Below are 17857 nucleotides of genomic sequence, written 5' to 3'. Positions count from 1 at the left end.
AATCTCAGCCGGCTTTCGTCGCGGTGCCGGCCTTCACCGCCGCGGCGTGCGCGGCCACCAGGCGAGGCAGCACGTTGTCCAGCATGGCCTGGATGTCGTTGGCGCCCTTGGACGTGGGGTCCGCCACGAACACCGGGCGGCCCTCGCTGGAGGCCTGCGCGAACTTGGTGCACTGCCGGATGATGGTGGGCAGCAGGTACTCGGGGTAGTGCGTCTGGAGCGCCTCCAGCGCCTCCTTCGCCAGCTTGAAGGTGGCGTTGAAGGAGTTCACCACGATGAACACGTGGTCCAGCACGTGGTTGAGGTCCTCCTCCAGGCTCTGCACCGTTTCGAACAGCAGCTTGAGGCCGTGGAAGGACAGGAAGTCCGCGAGCACCGGCACGAACAGGTCGTTCGCGGCCATCAGCGCGTTCAGGTTGAGCAGGCCGAAGGACGGAGGCGCGTCGAAGACGATGAAGTCGTACTGCGACTCCACGTCCTTGAGCGCGTTGCGCAGCTTGAACTCACGGCCGGCCATGGGCATCAGCGCCAGGTCCACCGTGGACATGCTCAGGTTGGACGGGATGAAGTCCAGGTTGGGCAGGGTGGACTTCTGCACCACCTGCGCGAGCGGCGTCTTGCGGACGAGCACGTCCAGCAGCGTCTTCTCGAAGTCCTCGCCCTCGTAGCCCAGGCACTTGGTGGCGTGGCCCTGGCTGTCCAGGTCGATGAGGAGGACGGCGTAGCCCAGCTCCGCCAGGCGCCACGCGTAGGACGTGGACAGGGACGTCTTGCCGGTGCCGCCCTTGAAGTTGAGGAAGAGCTGCCTGCGCAGGCCCGCGGTGGGCGGGAACTTGTTGAGCGTCGTGCGCAGCTCCCACACGTCTTCCGGGCCGTAGGCGTCCTTGCGCAGCTCCGCGGGGATGGACTTCGGAGTCACGCCGAGCATCTCGGCTACCTGCTTCGAGCTGTACGTCGGCGCTTCCATGAACGACCCTTCGGATGACGTGTGAGGCCTGGGCGGGTTGCACCTTGCCTCAAGCGGCGAAGTATTTGTGCCCCCTTCGCACGATGGCCCCTCGGGCCACCAGCAGGGCAACAGCCTCCTGGGCCAGCTCCGCCGGAGCGGACAGCCCGGACGTCAGCTCGGCGAGCGAGCGGCCACGAACGGCGACCCGCACCTCCTGCAACATCGCCCCACACAGCGCTTCCACGGGAGACGGACCGCGCTTGGGAGGAACCGGCGGCTGGGCGGCAGGCGCCGGAGCCCGGGCCGGAGGAGGCGCGCCCATGGCGACCAGCGCGGCCTGCACGGGCGTCCGCCGCACGGCGGGCTGCGCGGGCGCGGCGGGAGGAATGGGAGCCACCGGGCGAGACGGCGGCGCGGCGGGGCCCGAAGCGAAGGAGACAGGCCCACCGTTCGCGACCCGGGCGGGCGCCGGAGCCGCGGCGTGCATCGCGACCGGGGCGGAGCGAGCCGCGCCCACGGTCGCGAGCGCGGGGGCGGCCATCGGAGTGGCGGTCCACTGCGAGGTATTCGCGGCGACATCCGCGAGCGACACCGGCACGGCGGCGTGCGCGGGAATCGAAGGGAGGGGCTGCGGCACCGCGGCCGGAGCGCTCACCTGCGGCGCGCCCATCACGGCCACCTGCTGCACCTGCGCCACCGTCACAGGCTGCGCGGCACTCACCGCCACGGGCTGCGCCAACTCCGCGACCACGGGGGCCGGGCGCACGGGCTTCACTTCCAGCGTCGCGCGCACAGGCTTCACGGGCAGCGTCGCCAGCCGGCGGATCTCCCGGCGCCGGTGCGCATCATCCAGCGCGACCACCGCGGACACGTCATGTCCCAGGATGCGCGACAGGCTCTGCGCCGCGGCCTTGCGCACGCGCGCCTCGCCGTCGTCCAGCGCGCCCAGCAGCAACGTCCGAGCGTTCTCGCCCCGGCCCGCGCCCAGTGCCAACGCAGCCAGCGCGCGGACCTCGGGATCCGTATCGTGGATCGCGTCTTCGCCCAGCCGCCGCGCCGTCTCCCCCTCCAACCCCAGGGCCAACAGCGACGCGCGCCGGCGCACGGACCGGTCCGAATCCTTCATCGCCTGCGCCAGGTGCGGCGCCGCGTCCTTCGGGGCCAGCACCAGCAGCGCCTTCAACGCCGCGATACGCACCTCCGGCACCGGCGACGACAGGAGCGGCGACACCACCGACGCGCCCTCCTCCCGGCACAGCCCCGCGAACGCCTGCACCAGCGCCACCTGCGCCGTCGCGTCCGTCTCCGCGTGCAGCGCCGCCGCCAACGCGGGCGCCGCCGCCGGATGCGCCAGCGCCTTCAGCCTCTCCGCCGCCCGCACCCGCGCCGCCGCGTCCGCCGCCGACAGCTCCCGCACGGAGAACCCGAACAGCGTCTCGTCCGTGGTGCTGCCCGTATGCCCGGACAACTCCGCCATCTGCTCCGGGCTCACCCGCAGGCGGCCCTCGCTCTGCAGCCGCTGCGCCTCGCGCGCCACCGGCGACAGCCCCGACTCCGCCGCGGCCGACGACACCGTCGAAGCCCGGGAGGGAATGGCCGGCGCGGGGCGCTCCGCCCACGGCACGCTCGGATCGGAGGACTTCAGCGGCACCGCCGGCCCGTTGAAGGGCGCGCGCATCGCCGGCACGTCCCCGCGGAGGATCACCTCGCTGCGCAGCTGGGAGATGAACGACGCCAGGTCGAACCCCAGCTCGTCGTCATCGTCCGAAGCCATGGCGCGCGACTGCCCGGAAGAGTGGATCCGGCTCGCGTCCAGCAGCTTCGCCATCAACTGGTCGCGCTCCAGCCGCAGCGCATGGTTGAGCCGGGACAGCTCCTCGCGCTCGGCCTGCGCGCGGGCGCTCTTCACCTCCATCGAGGCCACCTCCCGGCGCAGGTCCAGCTCACGCTGGTGCCTCTCCGACAGGTCCTCCTTGAGGTGCGAAACCTCGTCGCGCGTGGACGCCAGCTCGCCATGCAACTGCTGCGCACGGGCCTCGAAGTAGACGATCTTTTCGAGTGCGCTCTTGAGCAGCGCGTCCGGACGCTCGTCACTCACGACTGGCTCTCGCCTCCCCGCGAAGGCGCTCGGCGGCGCTCCCCGGTTCGCTTCACCGAAGGGACTCCCCGGTTTCCCGGCTCGCCGCCGGGGCGGGCACCTTATGTCAGCCCTACGTGCTACGTAAACCACGGAAACACCAGGGGTTTTCCCCTGCTGAGGCACGCTGAGATTGACAACGCCGCCCAGGCCGATTTTTCGGCCTCGCGCTCGCGCGCACGCATGCTCCAATGCGCGCATGGCCCCTTCGCGCATCGATACTGCGGTCACCCGGATGTTGGGCATTCGCTATCCCATCATCGCCGCTCCCATGTTCCTGGTGTCCAACGCGGCGCTGCTGGAGGCCGCCGGACGCGCGGGCGCCATCGGTGCGGTGCCGTCACTCAACTACCGCACCGCGCAGGCGTACCGGGACTTCCTGAACACGTTCCCCAAGGACGTGCCCTTCGGCGTGAACCTCATCCTCAAGTGGGCCGAGCGCCTGGAGGAGGACGTGGCCGCGACGGTGGAGCGCAAGGTGCCGCTGGTCATCACCAGCCTGGGCGACCCCACGCCCATCGTGGAGCGCGTGCACGCGTACGGCGGCAAGGTGTGGAGCGACGTGATTTCGCTGCGCCACGCGGAGAAGGCCGTGAAGGCCGGCGTGGACGCGCTCGTCGCGGTGGGCAGCGGCGCGGGCGGTCACGCGGGCAACCTGAGCCCCATGGTGCTGGGCCCGTGGCTCAAGGCGGAGCTGGGCGTGCCGGTGGTGCTCGCGGGCGCGCTGTCCACGGGGCGCCACCTGGCCGCCACGCTCGCGCTGGGAATGGATGGCGCGTACGTGGGCACGCGCTTCCTGGCCACGGAGGAGGCCGGCGCCGCGCCCGACTACAAACAGGCGCTGGTGGACTCAGGCCCCGAGGACCTGGAGTACACGAAGGAAGTCACCGGCGTGCACGGCAACTTCATCAAGAGCGCGCTGGAGCGCTTCCGCTCGGGCCAGGGCAAGGCGTGGAAGGACACCTGGAGCGCGGGCCAGGGCGTGGCCTTCGTGAAGGACGTGCTGCCCGCCGCCACCGTCGTCGAACGCATGGTGCGCGAGTACTCCGAGGCCCGCGCCGCGCTGCCGTCCGAATCCTGAAGCAGCACTGAAGCAACCCGGGTGTCGAGCCCCGCTTCCGGCCCCTTCCGCCGGAAGCGCGCGGTCTCCCCGGACCCGCGAAGTCGTCGCGAATCGCACGAAGCAACCTGGCACGTCGGGCGACCTCTCAAGGCCTTCCCGTGACGTCTTGGGAGGGGCGGAAGCGTGCCCGCCTACCACCCCGGTTCGGCGCGCGTGACGCGCAAGAAAAAACACCCGGGAAGCCTTGCCAAACGCGCGCGTGGGAACGGCGGAAACGGCGGATTGTCGAGGGTTTGCGGGCCCTGCCCGAACGCCCCGAGATGTCAGACCCCACTCTTAATCTGTGTCTCACGAGGTCACGCAAGGCAGCGACTTCTCCCCGGTACCTCTCCGTCTGAAAAGCGGGGGGAGAAGCTCCTCTTTCGACAGGTTTTCCACGCCATGGAACAACGACTGGCAACCCTTATTGGAAACGCGGTGCGAGTGGCCCGGCAGCGGCTGGAGCTGACGCAGGCCGATGTCGCCGAGCGCGTTGGCATCGCCACCGAGGTGTACGGGCGGCTGGAGCGCGGGCACATGCTGCCCAGCGTGCGGACGTTGCGGAAGCTGTGCCTCGTGCTGAGCTGCTCGTCGGACGTGCTGCTCGGGTTGAGCGCGACGGCCGCGGTGACGGAGGACGGCGCGCCGCAGGTGGCGGAGGATCCGCCGGAGTACCGGGAGCGTCCGGAAGTGCGCCGCCTGCTGCGCACGGTGCGCAAGCTGGACTCCCCGCGCCTGCGCCTGTTGGGTCAGGTGGCGCACGCGCTGGAGCGATGAAGCGCTGAAGGGGGCTACTCGGCCGCGGGCTCCGCGTTCGCGTCCACGGGCGCCGGCGCTTCGCGGTGGACAGGGGGGGATGCAGCTCCGGCGATGGGCAGCCGGAGGATGAAGCGCGCACCGCCTTCGGCGCGGTTCTCCGCGTCCAGGGTGCCGCCCGCGCGCGCCACGTAGTCGCGGCAGAGCGCCAGGCCCAGGCCGGTGCCCTTGCCGGGCGGCTTCGTGGTGAAGAAGGGCTCGAAGAGGCGCGGCAGCGCGGCCTCGGGGATGCCCGGCCCGTTGTCCTCCACCTCCACCCGCACGCGGCCGTCTTCCATGCGCGCGCGCAGCATCACGTGCGCGGGCTTGCTGGAGCGGGCGGCCTCCAGTGCGTCCGCGGAGTTGAGCAGCAGGTTCACCAGCACCTGCACCAGGTGGCGGGCCGTGACGCGCGCGGGGGCGAGCCCCTGTGCCACGTCGCGCTCCACCACGCCCAGGCTGCGCAGGCGCACCGAGGCAAGCCGCTGCGCCTCGGCCAGCGCCTGCGCGACGTCGCAGGACTCCAGCTCGTCGGGGGCCTCGCGCGAGAACAGGCGCAGGTCGGTGACGATCTGCTGGATGCGCAGCACGCCCTGCTGCGTCTCGTCCAGCACGCGCAGCACGTCCTCCAGATCATCGGGCGAGCCGTGCGCCCATTCCTCCTGGAGGTAGTGCAGGTTCGACTTCACGTACGCGAGCGGGTTGTTCACCTCATGGGCCACGCCCGCGGCCAGCTGCCCCACCACCACCAGCCGCTCCACCTCCGCGCGCTGGCGCTCCACGCGCACGCGGCGCGACTCGCTCTCCGCCAGCTGGCGCAGGGCCTCGACGCGCTCCAGGTGCGCGTTGCGCTCGGCCGTGCGCAGCTTGCGGAAGGCCTCCGCTCCGTGCGCGGACACCGCGAACACGAAGAGGAGGCTGATGCATTGGCTGACGAACGCCGTCCAGGGCGCGTGCGCCAGCCACATCATCAGCAGCACCGCCACCAACGTGCCGGCCATGGCGGACCACACCGGCAGGCGTTGGCCCGGGACGAAGACGGCGACGAAGAGGGGCACCGTGTAGAACGACGGGAACAGCGGGCTGGACAGGCCTCCGGTGAGCTGGATGCACACGGAGAGCGAGGTCAGGCTGATGACGCCCGCCGTGATGCCGCTGAACGGAGGGCGCAGCCACCCCGCGCCGACCGCGGTCCCCAGTACGAGGAACGACACGGCCCAACCCAGGTTCACCAGGAGGTAATCCGCGCGGAAGCCCCCCAGGACCAACGGGTGCGCCAGCGAGCCCAGCATGATGATCAGCGCGCACCACCAATACGTGCGCCGCCGGACCCGCCTGCGGGCCCGGACATCCGCGTTCGCGTCGTCATGCGCGCTGGAAGTTGGAGGCGTCACCCCGCGCAGGTCCCCCCGAGCGCGTTGCGCGGCATGCGAGGCGCGAAGTACCGCTTCATGTCGACCCCTCCCGTGGACGTCGCAACCGGCGGGACTTCCCCAAACGCACCGCGTCCCGTCCCCGTTTCTTCGCCTGTCCGCCGCCGGAGGGCAAGATGGGGTCAGGACACACCGCGCGAAGTCGACATCCCCGGCACTCGGCGCCGGTCCACACGGCCTCGAAGAGGGCGGTCGTCCGGTCGATGGTGTCGAAGTCCTCCGTCACGAAGCCCATCTCGAAGTTGCGGACGTCGTCGCCCTTGGCGCCCAGGCCCGCGCCGGTGAGGTTGGCGCTTCCCAGGTAGACCCAGGCGCCGTCCACCACCACCGCCTTGAAGTGGACGCGCGGGCACACCTTCAGCTCCAGGCCCCCCTTCACCAGCCGGGAGCGCGCGTCGAACGCGGCCCGGAACGGCCGGCTGGGCAGCTCCGCGTGTAACAGCCGCAGCGCCACGCCCCGGGCGGCCAGCCCGTCCAACACCTCCAGGAGCGGAACGAAGGCCCCCTTCGAGCGCTCCACATACATGGCCTTCACGTTGGCGGTGGCCATCCACACCGACTCGCGCGCGTGGGCCAGCTTGCGCAGCACCACCTCCTGGTACAGCGCGCTCCCCGACAGCAGCTCCGCGTCGATGGGCCTCATCATGTCACCCAGCGTCGCACACTGGATTACACGACACCATCCCCCTCTCCTCGCGAACGTCCAGCGGTGGAAGGAGACCCAGGCGCCGGCTTGACCAGTGACCGGCGGTCATTTAACTCCGGGTCATGGCGGGAGCACTGGCCGCGAAGCGGGTCGTTCCACTGCGGGCGCGGCGGGACGAGGACAAGGAAGCGCGGCGGCGGGAGCTGCTGGACGCGGCGCGAGCGCTGTTCGAGGCCACGTCGTTCGCCGAGGTGAAGATGGCGGACGTCGCGGCGCGCACGGGCCTGGCGAAGGGGACGGTGTTCCTCTACTTCCCGACGAAGGAGGCGCTGTTCCTGGCGCTCCTGGACGACCTGCTCACCGCGTGGTTCGCGAAGCTGAACGGGCGCATGGCGGAAGACGGCACGTGGACGGGCCACCAGTTGGCGCGCACGGTGGCCGAGTCGCTGGAGGGCGAGGAGACCTTCACGCGGCTGCTGGCGCTGGCGCAGACGGTGCTGGAGCAGAACGTGACCGTGGCGCAGGCGCGAGCGTTCAAGGAGCGCGTGCTGGTGGCCATGGCGACGACGTCGGCGCTGCTCCAGGCGCGGCTGCCCTTCCTCACGCCGGAGACGGCGGGCCAGCTCATCCGCTACGTGCACGCGCTGGTGACAGGCCTGCGGCAGATGGCGGACATCGCGCCCGTGGCGCGCGAGGTGCTGACGCTGCCGCACATGGCGCCCCTGCGCGTGGACTTCACCGCTGAATTGACGGCGGCCATCACCACCCTTCTTCGCGGGCTCGAGGCCCGCTGAATCACCCCTACGCGTTTTCGGAAAAGAACGGAGCTTTGTCATGCTGGAAGCCGTCGCGTCCCTCCTCCCCCAGGCCACGGTTGAAGTGGACCGCATCCGCGCGGTGTTCGAGTCGCAGCGCGCGAACCGGTGGAACCTGTCGCGCAGCACTCCCGCGGAGCGCATCGCGAGGCTGCGCAAGCTGCGCGAGGCCATCATCGCTCGGCGCGAGCAGCTGGCGGAGGCCATCCACCAGGACTTCCGCAAGCCTGCGATGGAGGTGGAGCTGACGGAGATCCACCCGACGCTGGAGGAGCTGAACCACACGGTGAAGCACCTGAAGTCGTGGATGAAGCCCAAGCGGGTGGCGACGCCGCTGACGCTCAAGGGCGCATCCAGCCACGTGCGCTTCGAGGCGAAGGGCGTGGTGGTCATCCTGTCGCCGTGGAACTACCCGTTCCAGCTGCTGGCGGCGCCGCTCATCGCGGCCATCGCCGCGGGCAACGCGGTGATGCTCAAGCCCAGTGAGAAGACGCCGCACACGTCGCGCTTCCTGGCGAAGCTGGTGCGAGACATCTACCCGGAGAACGAGGTGGCGGTGTTCGAGGGCGGCGCGGAGGTGGCGGAGTCGCTGCTCCAGCACCCGTTCGACCACTTCTTCTTCACGGGCAACCCGAACATCGGGCGCAAGGTGATGATGGCGGCGACGAAGTTCCTGTCCAGCGTGACGCTGGAGCTGGGCGGCAAGTCGCCGGTCATCATCGACGATTCAGCGAACCTGAAGGCGGCGGCGGAGGCGCTGGCGTGGGGCAAGTTCGTCAACGCGGGCCAGACGTGCGTGGCGCCGGACTACATCTACGTGCCGGCGTCGAAGCAGCAGGCGTTCCTGGAGGCGTTCAACGCGGTGCTGACGCGCTTCTACGGCGCGACGGAGGCCGAGCGTCAGGCGAGCCCGGACTTCGCGCGGGTGGTGGACCCGGCCGCGTGGAGGCGGCTCAAGGAGGTGCTCGACCGCACGGTCGCCGCGGGGGCGAAGGTGGAGGCGGGCGGCACAGCGGACGGGCCGTCGCGGTACGTGGCACCCACGGTGTTGTCCGGGGTGACGACGAAGATGCCCATCATGGAGGCGGAGATCTTCGGGCCGGTGTTGCCGGTGCTGACGTACGAGCGGCGCGAGGAGGTCTACGCGCACATCAACGAAGGCGGGAAGCCGCTGGCGCTCTACGTGTTCTCGCAGGACTCGAAGATGGTGGAGGAGGTGCTCCAGCACACGACGTCCGGCGGGGTGGTGGTGAACAACGTGCTCATCCACGTAGCGAACCCGAACCTGCCGTTTGGCGGGGTGGGAATGAGCGGGTTGGGGAACTACCACGGGCACTACGGCTTCAAGACGTTCAGCCACGAGCGGGCCGTGATGGTTCAGTGGATGAAGTCGCTGGCCGCGGTGTTCTTCCCGCCGTATCGGGGAAAGACCCAGGAATGGGCTTCCAAGGCGACCCGGATGCTGGAGTAGGTCCTGGGGAGGGAGAGAGGAACCGGCATGCGCGTGGTGTCAGTGGAGGAGGCCCTGGTCCCGGGAGACCTGCAGGCGGTGTTCGACCGCCTCCAGGCGCGCCGCTGGGAGCTGGCGAAGACAGGGCCCAAGGAGCGCCTCGCGCGGCTGGAGAAGCTCAAGGCACTGCTCTTGGAGCGGCGTGAGGAGCTGGCGGACGCGCTGCACGAGGACTTCCGCAAGCCGCCCGCGGAGGTGGAGGCGACGGAAATCCTCCCCGTGCTGCTGGAGCTGGCGCACGTGCAGAAGCACCTGAAGGCGTGGATGAAGCCGCGCAAGGTGGGAGCGCCGCTGCTGCTCGCGGGCACGAAGAGCGAGGTGCACCCGGAACCCAAGGGCGTGGTGCTCATCCTGGCGCCATGGAACTACCCGTTCCACCTGCTGGTGTCGCCGCTGGTGGCGGCGGTGGCGGCGGGCAACGCGGTGCTGTGCAAGCCGAGCGAGAAGACGCCGGGCACGGCGCGCTTCCTGGCGCAGCTGCTGCGGGACGTGTTTCCGCAGGATGAAGTGGCGCTGGTGGAGGGCGGCGCGGAGGTGGGCGAGGCGTTGCTCCGGCTGCCGTTCGACCACTTCTTCTTCACGGGCGGGCCGCGCGTGGGACGGAGGGTGATGGAGGCGGCGGCGCGGCATCTGTCGGGCGTGACGCTCGAGCTGGGCGGCAAGTCGCCGGTCATCGTGGATGCGTCAGCGGACGTGGACGCGGCGGCGGAGCGGATTGTGTGGGGCAAGTTCCTGAACGCGGGGCAGACATGCATCGCGCCGGACCACGTCTGGGTGCACGCATCGAAGGAAGAGGCGCTGCTGTCTGGGATGAAGTCAGCGCTGGAGCGCTTCTACGGGAAGACGGAGGAGGCGCGGCGAGCGACGCCGGATTTCTGCCGGATGGTGGATGACGGTGCGCTCAAGCGCGTGTGCCGGTTGCTGGATGAGTCCGTGGCGGGAGGCGCGCGGGTGGTGGCGGGGGGCGGCGTGCACGCGGAGACGCGCTACATCGCGCCGACAGTCCTGGCGGACGTGACGCCGGAGTCCGCGGTGATGGACGAGGAGATCTTCGGGCCGCTGTTGCCGGTGCTGCGCTTCGAGTCACTGGATGAAGTGGTGACGCAGGTGCGCGCAGGGGGCAAGCCACTGGCGATGTATGTCTTCAGCAATGAAGAGGCCACGGTGGAGCGCCTGCTGAAGGAGACGAGCGCGGGCGGCACGGTGGTGAACAACGTGGTGTTGCACAACGTGAACCCGCACCTGCCCTTCGGAGGCGTGGGGCAGAGCGGGCTGGGCGCGTACCACGGCGAGGCGGGCTTCAAGGCCTTCAGCCACGAGCGCGCGGTCGTGCGGCAGGGCCGCACGGCCTTCACGAACCTCTTCTTCCCGCCGTACCGGGGCAAGGCCCAGCGCCTGGCCCGGCTCGCGAGCAAGCTGTTCGAGTAGCTCCGCTAGCTGCGCTGCCCCGGGGCTTCCTGGCCCGTGCGCGGCGTACTCCGTGTAGCCGCCGCCGTACTTGTGGATGCCGTCCGGCGTCAACTCCAGCACGCGGTTGGACAGCGCGCCCAGGAAGTGCCGGCCGTGGGGCACAACAATGTTGTGCACTCGTAGCATGACAGCGCCTGATGCGACTCGCAGGCAGGCCAAGTAGTCCCGTAAGGACAAACAACCCATCCCAGCCCCTCGTTGACCTGCCTGACTGACGACCGACAGGCTATAGGCCGACTCTGTCTTTCGGGGGAACGGATGCAAGAGCAAACCCGGCCCAGGCTGGTCCTATGGCCGTGGCATGGCTTCCTGCTGTTGTTGGCAGGGGGGCTGTGGGGATGCCCCGGACAGGGTGCTCCCTCTCATCCTGACGAGACCTGCCTTTCCGCCACGTGCGGCGGAGCGGATGGCGGCCTCTCAGGGGACGCCGGCATGGATGGAGGCGGGGTGCAGGCTCCCTCGGCCATCGACCGCACCATTCCCACCGACTTCGGCGCCTCCATCGAGTTTCTCTACAAAGGCCCGAACCCGGTGCAGGTGGGCGTGGCCGAAGGTGCCTTGGATACACGCAGGATTGGCGTCATTCGCGGGAAGGTGATGGGCAGGAATGGACAGCCCATCGTGGATGCTCGCATGGGTGTCCTTGCCCACCCCGAACTGGGTCATACGCTCACGAATGCCCAAGGCGAGTACTCGCTCGCCGTGAATGGCGGTGGGGCACTCACGATCGAAGTGGAGAAGCCAGGGTTCCTCCCCGTCCAACGACAGGTGAATGCTCCGTGGCGCGAATTCGTTCCGCTTCCAGATGTGGTGTTGACCGCCTTGGATTCCAACGTCACGGCCATCACGCCAGGAGCAGCGGAGGTCCAGGTCGCGCGTGGCGGCGTGGTGGAGGACAGCGCCGGCAGCCGCCAGGCCACCCTGCTGTTCGCGCCCGGAACCCAGGCGGAGATGTTCCTGCGCGACGGGACCCGAGTTCCCCTGACGGGACCGTTTCACGTGCGCGCGACCGAGTACACCGTCGGGAGCGAGGGCCCCGCGGCCATGCCCGGCAGGCTGCCAGCCACCAGCGGCTACACCTACGCCGTGGAGCTGAGCGTCGACGAAGCGCTGAAGGCAGGCGCCACCGAGGTGCGCTTCAGCCCGCCGGTCCAGGGATACGTGGACAACTTCCTCGCGTTTCCAGCGGGTCTCGTCGTGCCCTCCGGCTACTACGACCGGCAACAGGGCCACTGGCGCACCTCGGACAATGGGCGGGTCATCGCGCTCGTGGGGGAACGCGACGGGCTCGCTCAAGTGGATGCGGATGGAGATGGCGCGCCTGACGACCGCGAGCAATTGACCGCCTTGGGCTTCACCGATGCGGAGCGTGCACGCCTGGCCGCCTTGTATGCCGTGGGCAAGAGCCTGTGGCGGGTGCCCATCACGCACTTCACGCCGTATGACTACAACTGGCCTTTTGGGCCTCCACCGGATGCGCAAGAGCCCCAGCAACCCGAGCCACGGGCTGAGACACCGGAGGCCCAGCCCGACTGTGAAAGCGGCAGCATCATCGAATGCCAGAACCAGACGTTGGGAGAGGTCCTGTCCATCCCCGGGACGCCCTTCCAACTTCACTACCGCAGTGACCGGGCCGCCGCCCGCACCGCGAACCGGGCCCTCCGGATCCCGCTGAGCGGAGGCCACGTCCCCGCGAGCCTGAAGAACATCGTCCTCATCGTGAACGTCGCGGGACAGGACTTCGCCCGAACCTTTCCTCCGCGTCCGCACCAGAGCTTTCGCTTCGTCTGGGATGGCCTGGATGCTTTCGGCCGGCAGGTCTGGGGAGAACAGACCGTCCACATCCGGATCGGCTACGTCTACGGGTTGAGCTACTACGCGAGCCCGGATGATCAGTACCAGGCCTGGGCCCGGTATGGAGATCGAAGTACTCAGTTCGAGGGCCCTGGCGGCCGGGGCACGACGCTGTGGCAGTTCCACACCGCCACGGTGGTGTCCCTGCCGGACTTCAGCCAACTGGGAGGCTGGAGCCTCGACACGCATCATGTCTACGACCCGTGGCGGGGCACCCTCTATCTGGGCCAGGGAGGCGCCCTTCCCGGGCGGGAATCCCTGGGCAAGACGCCCCGGGTGCTGACCACCGCGACGCCCACTTTCAGTGGAGACCATGGCCCGGCGAAGCAGGCGCGGCTCGCCGCGCCCCAGGGCGTTGCCGTCGCGGCGGATGGAACGGTCTACATCGCGGATACGGGCAACCACCGCATCCGGCAGGTGAAGCCCAATGGGGTCATCTCCACGGCGGCGGGCAACGGGGTGAAGGGCGCGGCGGGAGATGGCGGCAGGGCGCTCCTCGCCAGCCTGGATTCTCCCGAGGCGGTGGCCGTGGGGCCAGAAGGGACGCTGTACATCGCGGACACGGGCAACCACCGCATCCGCCAGGTCACTCCAGACGGACGCATCTCCACGGTGGTGGGCACGGGGCTCGCGGCGGACGGTGGAGACGGAGGTCCCGCGCCCCTGGCGAACCTGAAGGCTCCCGCGGGCGTCGCGGTGGGACCGGACGGCAGCCTCTACCTCGCGGATACCGGCAACCACCGCATCCGTCGCGTCACGCCAGACGGCATCATCTCCACGGTGGCGGGCACGGGTACCCGTGGGGCATCGAGCGAAGGCGGGCTCGCGATCACGGCGGACCTGGACACACCGCGTGCACTGGTCGTGAGCCCTGAAGGCGTCATCTCCTTCGTGGACTCGGGCAACCGCCGTCTGCGACAGGTGGATACGGAGGGCAGACTGTTCACGCTGCTCTCCTCACTGGACGAGGAGGAGCTGCGCATCGGCAGCAGGTCCCGCGGGCAGAAGCTGTTCGAGGAGTCCCCGCGAGGCTCACTCTGGGGCCTTGCCCTCGGCCCTGACGGCAGCCTCTACACGTCGTCTTCTCACCGATGCCTTCTGCACCGCCTCCTCCCGGATGGCAGCGCGTGGGCCATCAACAACGGCGGATGCGGAGGAGATCCTTCCAAGGAAGGACCCCTCGCCAGTCTGACAGCGCCCAAGGGGCTCGCCGTGGCCCTCGATGGCAGCCTCCTTGTGGGGGACGCGTCCCAGTTCGTCGTCCGCAGGGTCCCCTTGGACGGCAACCTCTTTGTCTTCGCCGGAGGGGGGCCAGCGGCACCGGTCGTCACCGTGCCCGCGCCGCCCCAGTATCCGGCAGGGACTCTGGAGACACCCTGTGGCCAGGTCGATGACCTCGTGCCCTCCCCCGACGGCAGCGAGCTGTATGGCTTTGGCTGGCAGGGGCGGCACCTCTGCACCCTGGAGGCCTGGACGCTCGCGGTCCGCCATCGCTTCTCCTACGACGAGAACGCACGGCTGGTGTCCATCATGGACGGCCATGGTCGCATCACCCGGATTGAACGGGACGCGGCAGGGACACCCACCGCCATCCTGGCGCCCCACGGCCAGCGCACCGTGTTGAAGGTAGGGCCCGATGGATTGCTCACCTCCCTCGCCCGGCCAGGCAGGGAGAGCGTGACCCTGACCTACCAGGAGGGCGGACTGCTCTCATCCCTGCGAGACGAACGCGGCGGGATGCACCTGTTCAAATACAGCCCGGAAGGCTGGCTGACGAAGGACTCCAACCCCTCGGGAGGATTCAAGGCCCTCACACGGGCGCAGGGGGATACCGGCTACACGGTGACGCTCTCCACCGCGATGGGGCGCACCCGGAAGTACCAGTTGGAAGACCTGGAGTCAGGCGCCCAGCGGCGCATCACCACCGCGGCGGATGGGACGGCGTGGACGACGCTGCGTTTACCGAATGGCACCACGGTCTCCACCGCACCGGATGGCACGGTCACCACGGTGGTGGAGACGCCGGAGCCCCGCCTGGGCATGCAGTCGCCGCTCGTGGCGTCGCGCACCGTGAAGCTGCCGAGCGGGTTGAGCTCCACATCCAGTCACCAGCGGGAGGTGACGCTCCTGCCCCAGGGCACGCTGCTGGACGTGGGGACGCAGACGGACACGGTGACAGTGAATGGCCGGGCCACGACCGTCCGCTATGAAGCCTCCGGCCGGAGGCTCCTCTCCACCAGCCCCATGGGCCGGGTGTCGATCCTCACGCTGGACGCGCAGGGACGCCTCCAGCAGGCGGAGGCGCCGGGCCTGCTTCCGGTGGATTTCACCTACGACGAGGAGGGCCGTCCCGGTTCCATCGTCCAGGGGAGCCGGCGGAGGACCTTCGCGTATGGAGCGGAGGGTACCTTGCGCTCCGTGACGGATGGGCTGGACCGCGCCGCCGTCCTCACGCGGGACGAGGCAGGTCGCATCACCTCCAGCACCCTTCCTGGAAACCGGGTCACGAAGTTCACCTATGAGACGGGGGACTCGCCCGCCTCGGTGACGCCGCCCGGACGGCCCTCACACGCGCTCCAGTACACGGCCACAGAGGCACTGGCGTCATATGCGCCTCCTGGAGGGAGCACCTTCTCTTCTGGCTACACCTACGACCTGGATGACGCACTCACGGAGCTCCGGCAACCAGGTGGCACCGTGTCCTTCGCCTACGACGCGGCGGCGAGACTCGCCACCCTGGACATCCCTGGCACGCGCGTCACGACTGCCTATGACGCCGCAGGACGTCTCCGCTCGCTCGCGAGCACCTCCGGGGTGGGGCTTGAGTTCAGCCACGACGGTCCGCTGGTGACCGGAGTCTCCTGGAAGGGGGCCGTCGAGGGTTCGCTCCAATACGGCCACGACGCGGACTTCCGGGTCTCGACGTCCGCCGTCAACGGCGAGTCGCCCGTGGCGTATGCCTATGACCTGGACGGATTGCTCGTCTCGGCGGGAGCGCTGAGGCTGTCCCGGCGCGATGACAACGGCTTGCTGGCGGGAACACGTCTCGGCGCGGTCTCCACCGCCGAAACACCCAACGCCTACGGAGAGCTGGAGTCCTGGTCCGCCGCTTCCGGGGACGTCCCCCTTTTGTCCTACCAACTGGAGCGCGACGTGCTGGGCCGCATCGTCCGGCGCACCGAAACCGAGGGGACCACCGTCCATACGGACGTCTTCACCCATGACGAGGCCGGACGGCTGGCGTCCGTCACGCGCGACGGAGTCCTGCTGGAGGCGAACACCTACGACGCCAATGGCAACCGCACCTCCGTCCTCCGGGGCGAGCTGCAGACGGCCACCCATGACGCCCAGGACCGGCTCCTGTCCTTCGGGAACAGGGCCTACAGCTACGGCCCTGGTGGGGACCTCCAGACGCGCACGGAGGGAGCGCGCACCACCCAGTACGCGTATGACGCGCTGGGCGCACTGGTGCATGTCGAGATCCCGGACGGCACGCAGCTCGAGTACGTGCTCGACGCCGCGTCGAGGCGGGTCGGCAAGAAGGTGGATGGCACGCTCATCCAGGGCTTTCTCTACGAAGGACGGCGGGTCATCGCGGAGCTCGATGGCGCGGGGAACGTCGTCAGCCGCTTCGTTCATGCCACGCGAGGGCATGCCCCCGACTTCATGAGCAAGGGAGGCATCACCTACCGCATCCTCGCGGATCCGCTGGGAAGCCCGCGCCTCGTCGTCGATACCCGGAACGGGACGGTGGTGCAGCGCATGGAGTACGACGCCTGGGGCAACGTCGTCGCGGATTCGAACCCCGGCTTCCAGCCCTTCGGCTTCGCGGGAGGCCTCTATGACCGGGACACGAAGCTGACGCGCTTCGGGGCGAGGGACTACGACGCCGAAACGGGGCGCTGGACGGCCAAGGACCCCATCCGATTCGCGGGCGGAGACTCCAACCTCTACGCCTACGTGGGCAACGATCCGGTCAACCTGATTGATCCAAGCGGTCGTTTCGCGGGCCCCACGCCCGTCGTAACGGCCGCGGCAGGAGTTTCCCTCAACTGGGTCGCGGGAGCAGGACTCGCCTTCTCAGGAGGATGGCTCGCTGGCACCTGGCTGAATGAGAACTTCCTGGAAGCACCCATCCAGGCGTTCCTCTGGCAGCACTTTGGGAACGATGGAGCGAGTTGCAGCATCGGCTCCGACAGCGCTGGCTTCCGTGCCCGGCTGGAGACAGCGGTCATCGCCGCCATGAGTGAAACGGAAGATGGTGCAACCGCAGAGGCATGGGAGCTGCGCTCGCTCAGCCGGCCCCACCAGTTGGCGAGTCCCGATCCAACGCTCGGTCCCGGCGCTGTCCGTTTTCAGGCGCAGTTCTACGATACGTTCGCCAATGAAGCCGTGGACATCTCGGTCAACTACCATCCCGGACTTGATACCTTCGGGATCATCAAGTTCGCGAGCGGCAAGCCATGAGCGTCCTAGACGAGGCAGATCGAAAGCTGACCGACAACGATTGCGCCGGCGCTCGGGACGACTACCGAGCGGCCATGCAGCAGCAGGAGCCGTCGAGCGCGGCTCTTACGAACCTTGGCGTGGCCGAGGAGTGCGAGGCCCTCCAGTTCCGGCTCGAACTGGGCCGACTGTACCCCGGGTCCTTCTCCGTCAAGCTCAACCTCGCCCACACCCTCGTGAAGGCACGAGGGGCACGTCGAGCACTGGGGCTCTGTGATGAGCTGCTCGCGGATGCATCCCGGAGTCCCACGGAGCGGTTCGGTGTGCGCCGAGTCCGCATGAAGGCGGCTCTCGCCTCCGCCGAGTACATGATCGCCGCAGAGGACTTCGCGTATCTGATCGGCGCCGTGCGTGACCAGTCTATCTACCGGCGGTTTGCCGTCAGCTTCGCGGCGGTGATCGCTGGACTCGAGGACTGGCGAGCGAAGGCGTTCGTGGAGTTGCTGCAGACGAACCTGCCGAAGCCGAACGACTTCGACGCCCTTCTTGCGGCCAAGGCGGCAGAACTCGAGGCGCTCCGGCAGTTTGAGGCTGGCTCATAAGTGACACGAGCCGCAATGAAACCATGCGGATCGTAGCCCAGCTCCACAGCCCCGGGGCGGGACTCCCCCTCCGCCCCGTTCGAGCTCAGCAGCCCACG

At 69.2% G+C, this 17857-nt stretch carries 11 protein-coding genes; 7 read left to right on the top strand and 4 right to left on the bottom strand.

Going from position 1 to position 17857, the window contains the following annotated elements; genetic code table 11:
- Nucleotides 1-4 precede the first annotated feature (4 nt).
- Nucleotides 5-967 (bottom strand): ParA family protein, encoded by a 963-nt coding sequence (locus tag D7Y04_RS02390; protein ID WP_120593744.1) that lies wholly within the window; start codon nucleotides 965-967, stop codon nucleotides 5-7.
- 49 nt (nucleotides 968-1016) lie between these two features.
- A complete protein-coding gene (locus tag D7Y04_RS02385) occupies nucleotides 1017-3047 on the bottom strand; it encodes a HEAT repeat domain-containing protein (protein WP_121758180.1) in 2031 nt (676 codons plus the stop codon).
- Nucleotides 3048-3321: 274 nt separating this feature from the next.
- Here D7Y04_RS02385 and D7Y04_RS02380 point away from each other — a divergent pair, with 274 nt between their 5' ends.
- Both D7Y04_RS02380 and D7Y04_RS02375 read left to right on the top strand, forming a co-directional pair.
- Entirely contained in the window at nucleotides 3322-4167 is an 846-nt protein-coding gene (locus tag D7Y04_RS02380) for a nitronate monooxygenase family protein (protein ID WP_233601241.1), read from the top strand.
- 423 nt (nucleotides 4168-4590) lie between these two features.
- Nucleotides 4591-4965, top strand: a complete 375-nt coding sequence (locus tag D7Y04_RS02375) for a helix-turn-helix transcriptional regulator (protein ID WP_120574700.1) — start codon at nucleotides 4591-4593, stop codon at nucleotides 4963-4965.
- Between the two features lie 14 nt (nucleotides 4966-4979).
- On the opposite strand, the gene D7Y04_RS02370 is transcribed toward D7Y04_RS02375, so the two are convergent.
- Both D7Y04_RS02370 and D7Y04_RS02365 read right to left on the bottom strand, forming a co-directional pair.
- A complete protein-coding gene (locus D7Y04_RS02370; protein ID WP_233601240.1) occupies nucleotides 4980-6377 on the bottom strand; it encodes a sensor histidine kinase in 1398 nt (465 codons plus the stop codon).
- A gap of 55 nt (nucleotides 6378-6432) precedes the next feature.
- Nucleotides 6433-7059: a phospholipase D-like domain-containing protein gene (locus D7Y04_RS02365; protein ID WP_121759248.1), complete on the bottom strand. Its 627-nt coding sequence runs from the start codon at nucleotides 7057-7059 to the stop codon at nucleotides 6433-6435.
- A gap of 125 nt (nucleotides 7060-7184) precedes the next feature.
- Here D7Y04_RS02365 and D7Y04_RS02360 point away from each other — a divergent pair, with 125 nt between their 5' ends.
- The 5 genes from D7Y04_RS02360 (at nucleotide 7185) to D7Y04_RS02340 (ending at nucleotide 17759) form a co-directional block, all read left to right on the top strand.
- On the top strand, nucleotides 7185-7856 hold the full coding sequence (locus D7Y04_RS02360) for a TetR/AcrR family transcriptional regulator (protein ID WP_120593748.1): 672 nt from the start codon (nucleotides 7185-7187) through the stop codon (nucleotides 7854-7856).
- 40 nt (nucleotides 7857-7896) lie between these two features.
- Complete coding sequence (locus tag D7Y04_RS02355; RefSeq protein ID WP_120593749.1) at nucleotides 7897-9348, top strand: aldehyde dehydrogenase family protein; 1452 nt, start codon at nucleotides 7897-7899, stop codon at nucleotides 9346-9348.
- Nucleotides 9349-9375: 27 nt separating this feature from the next.
- Nucleotides 9376-10815: an aldehyde dehydrogenase family protein gene (locus D7Y04_RS02350; RefSeq protein WP_121758178.1), complete on the top strand. Its 1440-nt coding sequence runs from the start codon at nucleotides 9376-9378 to the stop codon at nucleotides 10813-10815.
- 474 nt (nucleotides 10816-11289) lie between these two features.
- On the top strand, nucleotides 11290-17178 hold the full coding sequence (locus D7Y04_RS02345; protein WP_233601239.1) for an RHS repeat-associated core domain-containing protein: 5889 nt from the start codon (nucleotides 11290-11292) through the stop codon (nucleotides 17176-17178).
- Entirely contained in the window at nucleotides 17175-17759 is a 585-nt protein-coding gene (locus D7Y04_RS02340; RefSeq protein ID WP_120593752.1) for a hypothetical protein, read from the top strand. The genes D7Y04_RS02345 and D7Y04_RS02340 overlap by 4 nt, the downstream gene beginning before the upstream one ends.
- Nucleotides 17760-17857 lie beyond the last annotated feature (98 nt).

Source organism: Corallococcus sp. AB038B (assembly GCF_003668955.1).
Classification (GTDB): domain Bacteria; phylum Myxococcota; class Myxococcia; order Myxococcales; family Myxococcaceae; genus Corallococcus; species Corallococcus exiguus.
The sequence above is the reverse complement of the archived record's forward strand: the minus strand, read 5'-3'. Positions and strand labels throughout refer to the sequence as shown.

What these genes read in the sequence shown, in the direction of transcription:
- D7Y04_RS02390 (WP_120593744.1), bottom strand. Translation starts at nt 967, where the DNA reads ATGGAAGCGCCGACGTACAGCTCGAAGCAGGTAGCCGAGATGCTCGGC.
- D7Y04_RS02380 (WP_233601241.1), top strand. Translation starts at nt 3,322, where the DNA reads ATGTTGGGCATTCGCTATCCCATCATCGCCGCTCCCATGTTCCTGGTG.
- D7Y04_RS02375 (WP_120574700.1), top strand. Translation starts at nt 4,591, where the DNA reads ATGGAACAACGACTGGCAACCCTTATTGGAAACGCGGTGCGAGTGGCC.
- D7Y04_RS02365 (WP_121759248.1), bottom strand. Translation starts at nt 7,059, where the DNA reads ATGAGGCCCATCGACGCGGAGCTGCTGTCGGGGAGCGCGCTGTACCAG.
- D7Y04_RS02360 (WP_120593748.1), top strand. Translation starts at nt 7,185, where the DNA reads ATGGCGGGAGCACTGGCCGCGAAGCGGGTCGTTCCACTGCGGGCGCGG.
- D7Y04_RS02355 (WP_120593749.1), top strand. Translation starts at nt 7,897, where the DNA reads ATGCTGGAAGCCGTCGCGTCCCTCCTCCCCCAGGCCACGGTTGAAGTG.
- D7Y04_RS02350 (WP_121758178.1), top strand. Translation starts at nt 9,376, where the DNA reads ATGCGCGTGGTGTCAGTGGAGGAGGCCCTGGTCCCGGGAGACCTGCAG.
- D7Y04_RS02345 (WP_233601239.1), top strand. Translation starts at nt 11,290, where the DNA reads ATGGATGGAGGCGGGGTGCAGGCTCCCTCGGCCATCGACCGCACCATT.
- D7Y04_RS02340 (WP_120593752.1), top strand. Translation starts at nt 17,175, where the DNA reads ATGAGCGTCCTAGACGAGGCAGATCGAAAGCTGACCGACAACGATTGC.